This is a genomic window from Streptomyces sp. NBC_01171 (assembly GCF_045039805.1).
Taxonomy (GTDB): domain Bacteria; phylum Actinomycetota; class Actinomycetes; order Streptomycetales; family Streptomycetaceae; genus Streptomyces.
On the sequence record NZ_CP108609.1, the window covers coordinates 5,686,103 to 5,700,704 of the forward strand.

General features: G+C 71.6%; 12 protein-coding genes and 2 pseudogenes. 8 read left to right on the forward strand and 6 right to left on the reverse strand.

The genetic code is table 11. From position 1 onward, the window contains the following. Position 1 precedes the first annotated feature (1 nt). The gene (locus OG448_RS26240; protein WP_405557363.1) at positions 2-913 is read left to right on the forward strand and encodes a Gfo/Idh/MocA family protein; all 912 of its coding nucleotides are present in this window, start codon (positions 2-4) and stop codon (positions 911-913) included. Here OG448_RS26240 and lnt read toward each other — a convergent pair. Next, the gene (gene lnt / locus OG448_RS26245) at positions 831-2,402 is read right to left on the reverse strand and encodes an apolipoprotein N-acyltransferase (RefSeq protein ID WP_405557365.1); all 1,572 of its coding nucleotides are present in this window, start codon (positions 2,400-2,402) and stop codon (positions 831-833) included. The two genes, OG448_RS26240 and lnt, sit on opposite strands and share 83 nt — an antisense overlap. Before the next feature lie 418 nt (positions 2,403-2,820). After that, positions 2,821-4,152 (reverse strand): vanadium-dependent haloperoxidase, encoded by a 1,332-nt coding sequence (locus OG448_RS26250; RefSeq protein ID WP_405557367.1) that lies wholly within the window; start codon positions 4,150-4,152, stop codon positions 2,821-2,823. A gap of 466 nt (positions 4,153-4,618) precedes the next feature. On the opposite strand from OG448_RS26250, the gene OG448_RS26255 reads away from it, so the two are divergent. The 3 genes and pseudogenes from OG448_RS26255 (at position 4,619) to OG448_RS26265 (ending at position 6,968) form a co-directional block, all read left to right on the forward strand. Next, on the forward strand, positions 4,619-6,016 hold the full coding sequence (locus tag OG448_RS26255) for an FAD-binding oxidoreductase (protein WP_405557369.1): 1,398 nt from the start codon (positions 4,619-4,621) through the stop codon (positions 6,014-6,016). A 33-nt stretch (positions 6,017-6,049) separates the two neighbouring features. Further along, positions 6,050-6,271 (forward strand): annotated as a pseudogene (locus tag OG448_RS26260) (DUF4291 family protein); the annotation flags it as partial. A gap of 37 nt (positions 6,272-6,308) precedes the next feature. Continuing rightward, positions 6,309-6,968 carry an HAD family hydrolase gene (locus OG448_RS26265; protein WP_405557370.1) on the forward strand — a complete coding sequence of 220 codons (660 nt, stop codon included), beginning with the start codon at positions 6,309-6,311 and terminating at the stop codon, positions 6,966-6,968. A 6-nt stretch (positions 6,969-6,974) separates the two neighbouring features. On the opposite strand, the gene OG448_RS26270 is transcribed toward OG448_RS26265, so the two are convergent. Together OG448_RS26270 and OG448_RS26275 are read right to left on the reverse strand one after the other, a co-directional pair. Continuing rightward, complete coding sequence (locus tag OG448_RS26270) at positions 6,975-7,853, reverse strand: undecaprenyl-diphosphate phosphatase (protein ID WP_405557372.1); 879 nt, start codon at positions 7,851-7,853, stop codon at positions 6,975-6,977. A 160-nt stretch (positions 7,854-8,013) separates the two neighbouring features. Then, complete coding sequence (locus tag OG448_RS26275; RefSeq protein ID WP_405557374.1) at positions 8,014-8,784, reverse strand: TVP38/TMEM64 family protein; 771 nt, start codon at positions 8,782-8,784, stop codon at positions 8,014-8,016. Positions 8,785-9,097: 313 nt separating this feature from the next. On the opposite strand from OG448_RS26275, the gene tuf reads away from it, so the two are divergent. The 3 genes from tuf (at position 9,098) to snpA (ending at position 12,646) form a co-directional block, all read left to right on the forward strand. Continuing rightward, positions 9,098-10,276 carry an elongation factor Tu gene (gene tuf / locus OG448_RS26280; RefSeq protein ID WP_405557376.1) on the forward strand — a complete coding sequence of 393 codons (1,179 nt, stop codon included), beginning with the start codon at positions 9,098-9,100 and terminating at the stop codon, positions 10,274-10,276. Positions 10,277-10,337: 61 nt separating this feature from the next. Continuing rightward, on the forward strand, positions 10,338-11,183 hold the full coding sequence (locus OG448_RS26285) for a spermidine synthase (protein ID WP_405557378.1): 846 nt from the start codon (positions 10,338-10,340) through the stop codon (positions 11,181-11,183). A gap of 665 nt (positions 11,184-11,848) precedes the next feature. Next, positions 11,849-12,646: a snapalysin gene (snpA, locus tag OG448_RS26290; RefSeq protein WP_405557379.1), complete on the forward strand. Its 798-nt coding sequence runs from the start codon at positions 11,849-11,851 to the stop codon at positions 12,644-12,646. Positions 12,647-12,676: 30 nt separating this feature from the next. On the opposite strand, the pseudogene OG448_RS26295 reads toward snpA, so the two are convergent. Continuing rightward, positions 12,677-13,000: pseudogene (locus OG448_RS26295) on the reverse strand (MFS transporter); the annotation flags it as partial. Positions 13,001-13,019: 19 nt separating this feature from the next. Further along, on the reverse strand, positions 13,020-14,015 hold the full coding sequence (locus OG448_RS26300; protein WP_405557381.1) for a hypothetical protein: 996 nt from the start codon (positions 14,013-14,015) through the stop codon (positions 13,020-13,022). Positions 14,016-14,144: 129 nt separating this feature from the next. On the opposite strand from OG448_RS26300, the gene OG448_RS26305 reads away from it, so the two are divergent. After that, positions 14,145-14,597 (forward strand): DUF4442 domain-containing protein, encoded by a 453-nt coding sequence (locus tag OG448_RS26305; RefSeq protein ID WP_030808882.1) that lies wholly within the window; start codon positions 14,145-14,147, stop codon positions 14,595-14,597. The last annotated feature ends 5 nt before the right edge of the window (positions 14,598-14,602 follow it).

Here is a 14,602-nt window from a genome sequence, read left to right on the forward strand (position 1 = left end):
GGTGAAGGTCGGCTGCATCGGACTCGGCGACATCGCGCAGAAGGCGTATCTGCCGGTCCTCGGCACACAGCCCGGCCTCGACCTCCACCTCCAGACCCGCACCCCCGCCACCCTCGCCGCCGTGGGCGACTCGCTGCACCTGCCCGCCGGGCAGCGGCACGAGACGCTGGACTCGCTGCTGGACGCCGGTCTCGACGCGGCCTTCGTGCACGCGCCCACCGCCGTCCACCCGGAGATCGTCACCCGGCTCCTGGAGGCGGGCGTCCCCACCTACGTCGACAAGCCGCTCGCCTACGAACTCACCGACTCCCAGAAGCTGGTGGAGCTGGCCGAGCGCCGGGGCGTGCCGCTCTCCGTCGGCTTCAACCGGCGTTACGCCCCCGCCTACGCGCAGGTCCTGGAGCACCCGCGCGACCTGATCCTGCTCCAGAAGAACCGGGTCGGTCTCCCCGAGGAACCGCGCTCGATGATCCTGGACGACTTCATCCACGTCGTCGACACCCTGCGCTTCCTGGTCCCCGGCCCGGTGGACGACGTCACGGTGCGGGTCCGTGCCGAGGACGGGCTGCTCCACCACGTCGTGCTCCAGCTCTCCGGCGACGGCTTCACCGCGCTCGGCGTGATGAACCGGCTCAGCGGCTCGGCCGAGGAGATCCTGGAGGTCTCCGGGCAGGACACCAAGCGCCAGGTGATCAACCTCGCCGAGGTGATCGACCACAAGGGCCAGCCCACCGTGCGCCGCCGGGGCGACTGGGTCCCGGTGTCCCGGCAGCGCGGCATCGAGGGCGCCGTCCTCGCCTTCCTCGACGCCGTCCGCGCGGGTCAGCCGCTCAGCGCACGGGACGCGCTGGCGACTCACGAGCTGTGCGAGCGCGTGGTACGAGCGGCTCAGGACCCGTCCGGCGCGGCCTGAGCGTCCGCACGCCCTCCGTCACACCCAGCACCGCCAGCACCAGCAGCGCGCCGCCCACCGGCCAGTCGCCGTGCCGCACGTACGGGGTGACGCCGTGCGCCAGCGGTACGTCGTACACCTGGGCGGCGCTCGCGCCGGTGCCGAGCCAGGGGCCGACGCGTTCGCCGTCCGGGCCGTAGACGGCCGAGACGCCGGTCAGGGTGGCGTGCACCATCGGGCGGCCGGTCTCGGCGGCCCGCAGCGCGGCCAGCGAGGCGTGCTGCTCGGGGGCCCAACTGTGCTGGAAGGACGAGGTGGCGGACTGGCCGAGGAGCACGTCCGCGCCGTCCTCGGTGAGGTGGCGGCCCATGTCGGGGAACGCGGTCTCGAAGCAGACCAGCGGGCCTGTCCGCAGGCGCCCGGCGTCCATCACGACCTGCTCCGTGCCCCGGTGCCGGTCCTCGCCCGCCGCCTTGCCGACCGAGGTGGCCCAGCCGAGCAGCGCGCGGGCCGGTATGTACTCCCCGAACGGGACCAGCCGCATCTTGTCGTACCGGTCGCCGGTGGGGCCGTCGGGGCCGACGAGAACCGAACTCTTGTAGATGCCCGGGCGGTCGGAGCGGCGCGCGTCCACGTTCACCAGCACCTCGGCGCCGGTCTGCCGGGACAGCGCGGCGATCCTGCGGGCCAGGTCGGGGCGGTCGCCGAGGTCATGGCCGACGCTGCTCTCGCCCCAGACGATCAGGTCCACGTCCCGCCCCGCCAACTGCCGGGTCAGCGACTCCTCCCGCGCGAACCGCTGCTCGGGGCCGTCGTACACGCCGGGCTGGACGACCGCGATCCGCGCCCGGCCGTCCACGTCCGCGCGCGGAGCCCAGGCGTAGGCGGCGCTCGTCGCGGCGGCGGTGGCGATCAGGGAGGCGACGGCGGGGACGCGGGAGGCGCGGACCGAAATCAGCACCGTCAGCGCCACGTTGACGGCGACCACCAGGAAGCTGAGCAGCCAGACCCCGCCCACCGAGGCGAGGCGCAGCGCCGGCCCGACCTGCCACTGGGTGGAACCGAGCATGCCCCACGGGCCGCCGAGACCCTGCCAGGAACGGACCAGTTCCACCGCCAGCCAGGCCGAGGGCAGCACGAGCAGGGCGGCCGAGGCGCGACCGGGGGAGGGGGTGCCGCCCAGGAAGCGGCGCACCAGCCAGCCCCAGGGTGCCCAGAGCGCGCCCAGCAGGGCCGCTATCAGGAAGATGAACACATGCAGGCTCGGCAGCAGCCAGTGGTGCACGGCCAGCATGAACCCGAGCCCGCCGCACCAGCCGTCGAGCGCGGCCCGGCGTCCGGTCGGCGCGGTACGGGCCAGCGCGATCCACGGGACGAGGGCGACGTAGGCGAACCACCACAGCGCGGGTGCCGGGAACGCGAGCACGGGCAGCGCGCCCGCGAGGGCGGCGGCGCCGGAGCGCGGCCAGGGGGAGTCCCGCAGCCGGCCGAACGACCTCGTGCTCCTCATCCGGAGTCTCCCTCCCCAGGGCCCTCACCCCCAGTGTGCGCGCCTCGCGCGAGCTACGACAGGGGACGGCGGGCGATATGAGGTGGCAGGCCGGGCCGTAGGTGGCGGAATCTGGTCCCATGATCGACCAACCCACCGCCCCCAGAACCGAAGTTCCGCATCCGCGCGGCTCACACGCCCACGGTGTACCAGGCGTACCGGCCCGAGCTCGGTGTCCCGGCGGCCCGCGAGGGTCGCTTCCCCCGCCGCGTGGAGCCGGTCCCGGATGACGTGGGACATCAAGGCGAGTTCACGGCCCTTTACCTACTGTCGGAAGTGGGTGGCCCCTGCAAGGGAAATGTCTCCCCGCTGATCCAGTGCTCGAGGCAGGATCCGCAGAGGACCCGGTTCGACGCCGGATCCTCTGCGCCTCTGTGGTTCAGTCGGTGCCGTCGCCGCACTCCGGCTCGGCGAGGCTGTCCTGCCGAGCCGCTCGCGTCGGCAGGGACGGCTGGGTGCCGTCCTTGGCGACCGGCTGGAAGTAGTGGTCCAGCGCCCAGGCGGCCACGCGGGTGCCGGCCCGGCAGCCGACTACGTCCGCCGTGCGGGAGTGGACGCCGCCCCACACACGCGCGTCGACGACGTCCCGGTTGAGGTCGTCGGCGGACCCGTAGAACCGCGTGGTGCCGGTGACCTCGGAGGGGACGTAGAGGTCGATGTGCGAGGTGCGGAGGACGCCGGTCAGGGCGCGTGCCACGGCGGCGGCGACGGTCGTATGACCGGCGACGTAGTCCGGGTGTGGTGGGGTGAGGAGCAGCGGCTCCCAGGCCGGGTCCGCCGTCGTCGCGGGGTTGCCGTCGGTGTCGGCGAGGCGGATGGCGGTGATCGGCCGCCAGGTGCCGTAGTGGAGCTTGGCGTCCCATGCCGTGACGACGGCGTCGGTCGCCGACGCGTTCACCGCGGCGAACAGCCGGGCCGTCTCGGCGATGCCGAGCCGGTGCCGGGCGGCGTGGTCCCGTACGGCGATCTGGACCTGTTCGACCAGGTTGCCGCTGAAGAAGAGGGCGGTCTCGGTCTGCTGCGCGCTCCTGCCCGAGCCGTTCTTCACGCCCATGGTCTTCAGCTCCTGGACATCCTCGGCGTAAGCGGCCGAGGAGAGGGCGGGTGGTCCGCCGGGCCGGAACTGCCGCGGGGAGGCGAGCAGGAGGGGGCGGAGCCTGGCGAGCCAGGTGTCGATGAAGGGCTGGAACGCGGGCGGGGTGGGCCGCCAGACCCCCGGTGCCGGGGCAGCGGTGAACGGAACGTCCGCGAACCTTCCGTCCCCTTCCCGGAGTTCGATGATGCGGGCGGCGGCGCGCTTTCCGTAGTCCACGCCCTGGTCTCTGGTATGACCGGCCGGAAGAGCGGCGAGCGAGTCCGCGTAGGCGGTGTCGAGCCGCTCCTTGAAGGCGGGGAAGTAGGTGAGCAGCATGTCGTGGGCCGCGGTGGCGGCGGCCGCCGCGGAGGATGCCTTGGCCGGACCGCGCTCGTGCCATTTGTACAGGGCGTAGCCGCCTTCGATCCCCACCACGGCGTTGTACACGGCGACGGAGACGAATCCCTCCCAGATCGCTGCCTGCCCCGAGGGGCGTGGGCCGAGGCTGGTCTTGATCGTGTCGGTGGCGATGGCGTTCCACTCGCGGACCACGGCTGCCGGGTCCGCCGCGGTCCGGGTGTGCGCGTCGGGAGGACTTGTCGCGGCGGTGAGCGTCACGAGGGCGATCGCCGCCACGGCACAGATGAATCCCCGGGCACGTGAACGCGGAGGAGCGGGAAGAGGGGGCTCTTGATACACAGCGTGCTCCCTGGAGTTGAGTGCCCAAGGCATAGCAACGGCCCACTGCGCGAGCAAGACACCTCGCCGCGAACCGGACAGGCCGATGGCGCCCTCGGACGCCTCACCGCCCGTTGCAAGGAGATCGCCGGACGGACCCTGCGCCCACCTCCGGCCCCGGCGAACCGCGCTGCAAGGGGCAGGCGCGAACCCAGGCCGCGGTCCGTGAGGGCTCCGGCGGACTGAGCGTCGTTCGGGCCGACGGCCGACGTGCGGGACTCGGCGGGCAGCCGGACAATATTGGTGCGGGGTGCTTGACCTCTGCTGCTGGTCCTCGCCGCAGGGTCACACGGATCTGCGTCGTACACCCCTCGCAGCCCTCCCGGTCAGCGCTCCGCGCGCGTGAGCAGAAGGGTGCTCGAGCATGGGCGGCATCAACGGACCGGCTCTTGAGAGTCTGCGTGAGGCACTGCGGGGACCCGTCCTCGCTCCGGGAGAAGCGGGCTATGACGAGGCCCGCAGCGTCTACAACGCCATGATCGACCGGCGTCCGGCAGTGATCGCGGGGTGCGTCGACGCGGCGGACGTAAGGACGGCGCTCTCGTTCGCCCAGGACACCGGGCTGGAGTTGACGGTGCGTGGGGGCGGACACAGCGGTCCGGGGCTGGGTGTAGCCGACGACGCGCTGATGCTCGACCTGACGCCGATGCGCTGGGTGGACGTCGACCCGCAGACGAGGACCGCGCGCGTGGGCGGCGGAAGCCAGTGGGGCGACCTCGACCACGCGACCCACACGTTCGGCCTGGCCACTCCGGCCGGGATCGTTTCGACCACCGGGGTCGGCGGTCTCACCCTCGGCGGCGGGCATGGGCATCTGACCCGCAGGTACGGCCTGACCATCGACAACCTGCTGTCCGCCGACGTGGTCCTCGCCGACGGCACGTTCGTCACCGCATCGGAGAACGACCACCCGGACCTGTTCTGGGCGCTGCGGGGCGGCGGCGGCAACTTCGGCGTGGTCACGTCGTTCACCTTCCAGCTGCACCCCGTGGACACCGTCGGCCTCGCGGTGACCGTCTGGCCCGTCGACCGCACTCGTGAAGTGCTCCAGTGGTACCGGGAGTTCCTGCCCGGTGCGCCCGAGGAACTCAGCGGCTTCTTCGCCCTCTTGACGGTACCGCCCGGGCCGCCCTTCCCCGAGCCGATCCACGGACGGAAGGTGTGTGGCGTGGTGTGGTGCTCCACAGGTGACCTGGAAGGGGATCGCTTGGAGAAGGCGTTGACCGTCGTGAACGCGCCCGGGCCGCCGGTGTTCCACTTCACCACTCCCATGCCCTACCCCGCCGTGCAGAGCATGTTCGACGGGCTGATGCCGAAGGGGCTGCAGTGGTACTGGCGCGGCGATTTCTTCGACGCGGTCCCCGACGAGGCCATCGCCGTACACGAGACGTACGGCCAGAACCTCCCAACCGGCCTGTCCACGATGCACCTGTACCCGATCGACGGGGCCACCCGCCGGGTCGATGCAGACGACACGGCCTGGGCCTATCGACATGCCACGTGGTCCGGCGTCATCGCGGGCATCGACCCCGAGCCCGCCAACGCCGGCCTGGTCCGCCAGTGGTGCGTCGACTACTGGAGTGATCTGCACCCCTATTCCATGGGCGGCGCCTACATCAACTTCCTTGGCGAGGAGGAGAGCGCCGACCGGGTCCGGGGTACGTACCGTGAACACTACGACCGGCTCGCCGCGATCAAGCACACTTACGACCCCGACAACTTCTTCCACGCCAACCAGAACATCCCACCCGCCACCTCGTGAGCGGCCCGACTCCAGAATGCTGGACCTGGCAACCTGAAACCGTTGCCCCACCGCTCCCTTCGGCTCGGGCTCACCGGAGAGGCGGCCGCGCGGTATGCGGACGAGTGGATCGTGGGCATCCGGGACGTGACTCCGCTGGCGCGGGAGGTCCACGGGGCGGTACGGGCCGGGCGCGTGGCGGAGGCGAGGGCACTGCTGCCGGCGGAGCGGCCGTACCCGGTGGTGGAGGGGCTGCTGACTCACCTGGGCGCGTAGATCACGGGGGCGGGGTGCCCGCACTACCCTGGCGACCATGATTCGCGCTGCGGTCTTCGATGTCGGTGAGTGTCTGGTGGACGAGACGACGGAGTACGGGACCTGGGCCGACTGGCTGGGCGTGCCCCGGCACACGTTCTCGGCGGCGTTCGGCGCGGTGGTGGCCCAAGGGCGTGATCACCGCGAGGTGTTCGAGGAGTTCCGGCCCGGCTTCGACCTCGCGGCGGAGCGGGAGCGGCGGGCCGACGCCGGGATGCCGGAGGTGTTCGGGGAGTCCGACGTGTACGCCGACGTCCGCGACACCCTGACCAGCCTCCGCGCGGACGGCCTCTGGCTCGGCATCGCCGGCAACCAGGAAGCCCACGCCGCCCGCCTCCTGCGCGAACTCTTCGCCACGGACGTCGACCTCATCGGCACCACGGCCGACTGGGGCGTCGCCAAGCCCGACCCCGCCTTCTTCGCCCGCCTGACCTCCCTGGTCCCGGCGGAACCGGACGAGATCCTCTACGTGGGCGACCGCCTGGACAACGACATCCGCCCCGCGGCAGCGGCCGGCCTGCACACGGCCCTGCTCCACCGGGGCCCGTGGGCCAGGCTGACCTGGACGACGAAGGACGCGCAGCGCCTTCCCCTGTTCCGCGTCGAGAGCCTGCTGGAACTGTCGGGCTTGATCAGGGAGTTCAACAGCTCGGCATGAGGTGGCTCAGCCCGCCGACTCCGCCGCGTGCGGGCTCAGGACGCCCGCTGTGACCAGGGCGATGATGATGATGCCCAGGGCCACTCGGTAGTAGACGAAGGGCATGAAGCTCTTGTTGGAGATCCACTTCATGAACCAGGCGATCACCGCGTAGCCGGACGCGAAGGCGATCACCGTGGCGAAGAGGGTCGGGCCCCACGCCACCTCGCTGTTCTCGCCCAGGGAGTGCTTCACCTCGAAGACACCGGAGGCGAGGACGGCCGGGATGGCGAGGAGGAAGGAGTAGCGGGCGGCGGCTTCGCGCTTGTAGCCCATGAAGAGGCCGCCGCTGATGGTGGCGCCGGAGCGGGAGACGCCGGGGATGAGGGCGCACGCCTGGCAGAGGCCGAAGATCAGGCCGTCGCGGATGCCGAGGTCCTTGAGGGTCTTGCGCTGCTGGGGGCTGCGGTGCCGGCCGCCGGACTCGTCGCGGGCCGCCAGCCGGTCGGCGATGCCTATGATCACGCCGACCACGATCAGCATCGTCGCCGTGATCCTCAGGTCGCGGAACGGCCCCTCGATCTGGTCCTTCAGCGTCACGCCGAGCACGCCGATCGGGATCGAGCCGACGATCACCAGCCAGCCCATCTGCGCGTCGTGGTCGTGCCGCATCGACTTGTCGAACAGCGAGCGGAACCAGCACGAGATGATCCGCCCGATGTCCTTGCGGAAGTAGATGAGGACCGCCGCCTCCGTACCGATCTGCGTGATCGCGGTGAAGGCGGCGCCGGGGTCCTGCCAGCCGGAGAAGGCCGCCGTCAGCCGCAGATGCGCGCTGGAGGAGACGGGCAGGAACTCGGTGAGCCCCTGGACGAGTCCGAGGACGAGGGATTCAAACCAAGACATGGAGGTGTGGCGTCCAAGCGCTGGGGAGCGTAGGGGTGATCATGCGACGCAGGGCAGCGTAGCGGGCGCCGATGGCAAAGCCTTCACAGGGGGTTGGTCATGCGATGGTCATGAACGCCAGTGGGCCGGGGCGTGGACCAGGGAGGTCCGGGCGGTGGCGTCAACGTGCGCGCAGATGGTGGCGCTTGCGCCAGGCCAGCACGGTACCGGCCAGCGCGGGCAGCCCGATCACGGCCAGCGCGATGAGGAAGGCGGGGGAGGTCGGGGCGGAGGCGCGGGCCCCGGCGACGGCGTAGGCGGCCGTGTTCGGGATCGAGCCGAGCGCCGTGGCGACCAGGAACGGCAGCGTGCGCATGCGGGAGACGGCCGCGCAGTAGTTGGCCGCCCAGAACGGCACCCCCGGGAACAGCCGGGCCGCCAGCATCGAGCGGAACCCGTGCCGGCTGAGCTGCCCGTCCGCCGCCTTCAGCCAGCGCCCGCGCAGCAGCGGACGGAGCGCGTCCTGCCCGAGCGCCCGCCCGAGCCCGAAGGCCAGCCCGGCGCCCAGCACCGTGCCCGCCAGCGCCGAGGTCAGCCCCAGCGTGGAGCCGAACAGCGCGCCCGCCGCCAGGTTGAGCAGGGGGCGCGGGACGAACGCCACGGTGCACAGCCCGTACGCCAGCGCGAAGACCCCGGCAGCCGCGAACCCGCCGAGCTGCGGCGGCCAGCCCTCGGTGAGCAGGCGCTGCGGGTCGAAGACCAGGACGGCGGTGGCCGCGGCCGCGAGCAGGGTGAGCAGCAGGGCGAGGCGGAGATGTGCGGACGGCCACGCGCGTACGGCGGGACCGGCGGGGGTGACGGGAGTGAGGGGCACGGCTGGGGTCGGCCTCAGGACTACGACCGGGGGAACGGCCGTGGCGGTGCCCCCAGAGCGGGTGGTGGCATCGGGCATTCGGCGACAGTAACCGACACAGGGGTGTGATCGGCGTATGGTTCACGGCCGTTGACGCTCCGAAGGTCGCGGAAAACCGTTCGACGTGGGACGACGCGTCCGCCATGATCTGCGTCATGTTCCGGTACGCCTTCCTCGCAGCATCCGCAGTCGCGGACGCGCCGAAGGCTGCCGTCCTCGTCCTCGTGGCAGCCGTCGACGGCGCCCGAAGCTGACCCTCTCCGGAAAGTCCGGCGGACCCCGCGAGGGGAGGGTCGGCGAGTTCCAGGGGTCCCGTGCTCTCCACGCACCACCAAGACCACGAGGGACAGCCATGCCCAAGACGGCATACGTGCGCACCAAGCCGCACCTGAACATCGGCACCATGGGCCACGTCGACCACGGCAAGACCACCCTGACCGCCGCCATCACCAAGGTGCTCGCCGAGCGCGGCACCGGCACGTTCGTGCCGTTCGACCGCATCGACCGGGCCCCGGAGGAGGCGGCGCGCGGCATCACCATCAACATCGCGCACGTCGAGTACGAGACCGACACCCGGCACTACGCGCACGTCGACATGCCCGGCCACGCGGACTACGTGAAGAACATGGTGACCGGCGCCGCCCAGCTCGACGGGGCGATCCTGGTCGTCTCCGCGCTCGACGGGATCATGCCGCAGACCGCCGAACACGTGCTGCTCGCCCGGCAGGTGGGGGTCGACCACATCGTGGTCGCGCTCAACAAGGCCGACGCGGGGGACGAGGAACTGGCCGACCTGGTCGAGCTGGAGGTGCGCGAACTGCTCACCGCCCAGGGGTATCCGGGCGAGTCGGTACCCGTCGTACGGGTCTCCGGGCTCAAGGCGCTCGCGGGCGACCCGCGCTGGACGGCGTCCGTGGAGGCGCTGCTCGACGCGGTCGACACCTACGTGCCGATGCCCGAGCGGTATCTGGACGCGCCGTTCCTGCTGCCGGTGGAGAACGTGCTCACCATCACCGGGCGCGGGACCGTCGTCACCGGCGCGGTCGAGCGGGGCACGCTGCGCGTGGGGGACCGGGTGGAGGTGCTCGGCGCGGGCGTCGAGGGTGCGGCGAGCGTGGTCACCGGTCTGGAGACCTTCGGCAAGCCGATGCCGGAGGCGCAGGCCGGGGACAACGTGGCGATCCTGCTGCGCGGGGTGCCGCGCGACGCGGTCCGGCGCGGGCACGTCGTCGCGGCGCCGGGGAGTGTGGTGCCGAGCCGGCGGTTCACCGCGCGGGTGTACGTGCTCGCCGGGTCCGAGGGCGGCCGCACCAAGCCGCTGTCCACGGGGTACCGGCCGCAGTTCTACATCCGCACGGCGGACGTGGCCGGGGACATCGGCCTCGGCGAGGCGGCGGTCGCCCGGCCCGGCGAGACGGTGGAGATGACCGTGGAGCTGGACCGGGAGGTGCCGCTGGAGCCGGGGCTCGGGTTCGCCATCCGCGAGGGCGGCCGGACCGTGGGCGCGGGGACGGTCACCTCGGTCGGCTGAGCGGCACGGGGTGCGCGGGGCTCGGCTCCGCGCACCCCGTCGTACCGGCGACAATGGCCGGGTGAGCGAACCGATACCCGTGACCAGGGCCGTCGACCACGGCACCGCCAAGCTGATGCCCGACGTCGACCGGGACCGGGCCTGGCTGCTCACCGTCGACGGGGCTCCGCAGTCCTACGTCGACCTGGACGAGCCGGAGCACCTGGAGTTCGAGTACGCGCGGCGGCTCGGCCACGCCCTCGACGTGGCGGCCGAGCCCGGCCGGACGCTGGACGTGCTGCACCTGGGCGGGGGAGCGCTCACCCTGCCCCGGTACGTCGCCGCGACCCGGCCCGGCTCCCGGCAGGACGTGGTCGAGGCCGACCAGGCCCTCCTCGACCTGGTCACCGAACACCTCCCGCTGCCGCCCGCCTCGGGCATCACCACCCACGCCGCCGACGCACGAGCCTGGCTGGAGTCTGCCCCCGACGACAGCGCCGACATCGTCATCGCGGACGTCTTCGGCGGCTCCCGAGTGCCGGCCCACCTCACCTCGCTGGACTACGCCCGAGAAGCGGAACGCGTGCTCCGCCCCGACGGCCTCTACCTCGCCAACCTCGCCGACGCGTCCCCCTTCACCTTCCTCCGCTCCCAACTGGCCAACTTCACCGCCCTGTTCGAGAACCTGGCCCTGATCGCCGAACCAGCGGTCCTACGAGGCCGCCGCTTCGGCAACGCGGTCCTGCTCGCCTCCCACGCCCCCCTGAACACAGCCCCCCTGACCCGCCGCACAGCCGCCGACGCCTTCCCGGCGCGCGTCGAACACGGTCCGGTGCTGAGCAAGTTCATCGGCTCGGCCCGCCCCCTCTCCGACACCGACGCCGTCCCGTCCCCCCAGCCCCCGGCAGGCGCCTTCGGTATCGGCTGACACCGCCTTCGTCGTGTCCCTGCGGCGCAGTCGCCGGATGTCCGGGATCAGGAGGACCAGGGCTGTGGCGGCGACGATGAGCGCCGAGGTGCCCCACAGAGCCGGGGTGCGGCCGAAGGCCGACGCTCGCCGGGCCCGGCCTCCGTCCCGATCGGGACTGAGCGACGCGGCTCAGCGGTGAGGATGCCGTCCAGCTCCGAGGGTGCCCTGGGGGTGTGCCCCAGGGCCGGTGGGGCGCGAAGGAAGCGGAAGCTCCTGTTCTGTGGCGTCGGTCACAGCGCCCCGCCGACCAACCGGCTCGCTTAGTAGACACAACATGGAAGACATCTAAGGATTTGTCCGTCTTGGCCCGGATGTTGATCCCGCCCCACGTCCTGGGATGCCCCCGGTCGGTCCGCACGCCTCGTTGCCCGCTGACGTAGGGCTTCTGACGCCGCGACAGCGCTTCCCTCCTGTCCGCCGTGTATGGACCGAAGACCCGTCCCTGCCCTGGCGAGGTCCGGGGACCTACGAGGCGACGTAGTGGCGAGGACCCTTTGCGCTCTTTGTCGAGCCGCTCTAAGAATGACGCCCCACAGGACGTCGCCGCAGTTCGGAACCGGTGGTCACACGCAGCTGACCGGACACCGGGCGCTCGACGTCACCGAGTGAGTAGGAGCCCTCACATGAAGTCGTCCCGAACGTCCGCGAGGTTCCTCGCCCTCGGTCTGGGTCTGGCCTCCAGCGCGCTGGGCGCGGCGGTGCCGGCCGGTGCCCAGACGGCCGACACCGCGTCCGCTGCCACCGGTACCTCCGTGGCGCGGTACTCCGGGTCGGTTGAGGAGGCCGCGAACAACAAGGCGTTCTTCGAGGCCGTGCTCAAATCCGTTACCGAGAAGCGTGCCGCCCAGCCGAATGCGCAGGCGGTGACCGTCTACTACGACGCCTCGCAGGCACCGAGCTTCCGTTCGCAGATAGCGAGCGCGGCCTCGATCTGGAACAGCTCCGAGTCCAACGTCAAGCTGCAGGAGGCGTCGAGCGGTGGTGCCGACTTCTCCTACCGCGAGGGCAACGACCCGCGCGGGTCCTACAGTTCCACCAACAACCACGGAAGTGGCTACGTTTTCCTCGACTACACCCAGAACCAGCAGTACGACTCGGTCCGCGTCGTCGCCCATGAGACCGGGCACGTGCTGGGCCTGCCGGACGACTACGGCGGGCCGTGCAGCGAGCTGATGTCGGGAGGCGCCGCCGGCCCGTCCTGCACCAATCGCTACCCGAACGGCACCGAGCGCTCCCGTGTCGACCAGTTGTGGGCCAACGGACTCGCGCAGGACCCGGGCAAGGCACGATCACCGGAAACCGCCGGCCCGCTCACAGGCGGTGTCGCCGGTGGGGGCGAGGCACCGATCAGGGGCGCTGCCCGGGCTCCCAGCACGCCCGCGATCACCGCGCCGGCACCCGTCCTGATCCGTATCGGCTGATCCACGGCAACAGCAGGTCACCCATCAGTCGAAGGCGCCTTGGGATACGCAGTTGAGGGCGTTGGCCGCGACCCTCACCCGGTGTCGGGGCAGCCGGTCCGCGACCGCGCCGCCGATGAGCAGGAACACCACCAGCGGCAGGGTGCGGGCCTCGGCCACCAGACCCACGTCCCCGGCGTCACCGCCCGCGTCCAGCACGGCGAACGCGGCCGCTGTCAGCGACCCGTGGGCACCGAGGCTGGTGACGACGGCCGCGGCGGTCAGCAGCGGGTATTGCGACCCCGCCCAGGAGGGGCGCGAGGAGGGGTCCGGGATCACCGGCCGACTATGGCCGGGCGACCCCGGTACTGCCAACCCGATGACACGCCGTCCGTCAGCTCTCCGTGGGGTCGCCGTGCAGGCGTACCGAGGACAGGATCTTCATGATGGTCGCCGTGTCGACCTCCTCCTTCACGCCCTTGGCGCCGTAGAGGTCGAACGACACGATGTCCTGGGCGGAGTTGCGGAAGGCGAAGGAGATCGCCTTGCCGTCGCTCGCGCACTTGCCCTTCTGCGGGCTGCCCGACGAACGCGCCCACGCGTAGGCGCCCTTGACGCCCGAGGACGTGGTGAAGGGCTTGGTCTTCTTGTCGAACGTCAGGCTCTTCTTGTCCGGCTGGGTGTAGCCGCCGTAGACGTACCACGGCACCCGCATCACGGCGGCCTGCTCCGGGCTCTTCGCGCCGCTCTCACCGCGCGTACCGGCCACCGCCAGCGAGGTGTCCTCCGTACGGCCGTCCTTGTCGCTGTCGTCCGTGCACCACTTGGACTTGTAGACGGCGGGCGCGGACACCGAGGTGATCAGCTTGTCGTCGTCCGCGTGGTCCTCCATGAAGTAGGAGGTGTCCGTGGACTCGAGCTGCCACTGTGGCGGCACGTCGAACGCGGTGCCGAACTTCGGGTTGACGACGACCTTCCAGCCCGCGACGACCGGCTTCTCCCCCTCCCCGCCACGCGGGTTGTCGTCCGGCGCCGACGAACTCACCGACGGCTCGGGCGTGGGCGACTGGCTGGTCTTCTTCCCGCCCTTGGCCTCGTCGTGGCCGTCGTCCTTGGACCCGAGGACCAGATACCCCGTCACCCCGGCGGTGACGACGACCGCGAGGGCCGCCACGATGGCGACGACCTTGACCCGGTTGCTCCCGCCCCCCGGCTTGTGCGGCGGCAGCGTCGGCGGACCCCACTGGGGCTGCTGCCCGTAGGGGTTCGGCTGCGGGTACTGCTGGTAGCCGGGTTGCTGATACGGATTCGGCTGCTGGTAACCCGACTGCTGGTACGGGTTGTCCTGCGGGTTCTGCGCGCCCCCTGGCGGCTGCTCTCCTGGCCACATGGCCAGAACCCTAATGCGCCACGGGACACGTTTCGGTCACCGTCCCTCGTCAGGGGCGTACCGAAACGGCGGGAACCGGGGAAGGGGGTGGGCTGGCCAGGTCCGCTACCCGTCGGTAACATCGCGGTCATGACAGTTGAGAGCGCCTCCATGGGCGACATGCTGGCCGCCGCGGTGCCGATGGTGCGGACCCTGAACCTGGAGTTCATCGAGGTCACCCCCGAGCGCGCGGTGCTCCGGCTGCCGGACCAGTCCGAGTACCACAACCACCTGGGCGGCCCGCACGCCGGCGCGATGTTCACGCTGGCCGAGTCCGCGAGCGGGGCCATCGTGCTGACCGCCTTCGGCGAGCAGCTCTCGCGGGCCGTGCCGCTCGCGGTGCGCGCCGAGATCGACTACAAGAAGCTCGCCCTCGGCCCGGTGACCGCCACCGCCACCCTGGGCCGCCCGGCCGCCGAGGTCGTCGCGGAACTGGACGCGGGCAGCCGCCCCGAGTTCCCGGTCGCCATCACCATCCAGCGCGAGGACGGCGCCGTCTCCGGCGAGATGACGGTGGTCTGGACCCTGCGGCCCAACGGCTGACGTCC

Coding starts and splice junctions, on each gene's coding strand:
- lnt (WP_405557365.1), bottom strand. CDS start 2,402: ATGAGGAGCACGAGGTCGTTCGGCCGGCTGCGGGACTCCCCCTGGCCG.
- OG448_RS26255 (WP_405557369.1), top strand. CDS start 4,619: ATGGGCGGCATCAACGGACCGGCTCTTGAGAGTCTGCGTGAGGCACTG.
- OG448_RS26265 (WP_405557370.1), top strand. CDS start 6,309: ATGATTCGCGCTGCGGTCTTCGATGTCGGTGAGTGTCTGGTGGACGAG.
- OG448_RS26270 (WP_405557372.1), bottom strand. CDS start 7,853: ATGTCTTGGTTTGAATCCCTCGTCCTCGGACTCGTCCAGGGGCTCACC.
- OG448_RS26275 (WP_405557374.1), bottom strand. CDS start 8,784: ATGCCCGATGCCACCACCCGCTCTGGGGGCACCGCCACGGCCGTTCCC.
- tuf (WP_405557376.1), top strand. CDS start 9,098: ATGCCCAAGACGGCATACGTGCGCACCAAGCCGCACCTGAACATCGGC.
- snpA (WP_405557379.1), top strand. CDS start 11,849: ATGAAGTCGTCCCGAACGTCCGCGAGGTTCCTCGCCCTCGGTCTGGGT.
- OG448_RS26300 (WP_405557381.1), bottom strand. CDS start 14,015: ATGTGGCCAGGAGAGCAGCCGCCAGGGGGCGCGCAGAACCCGCAGGAC.
- OG448_RS26305 (WP_030808882.1), top strand. CDS start 14,145: ATGACAGTTGAGAGCGCCTCCATGGGCGACATGCTGGCCGCCGCGGTG.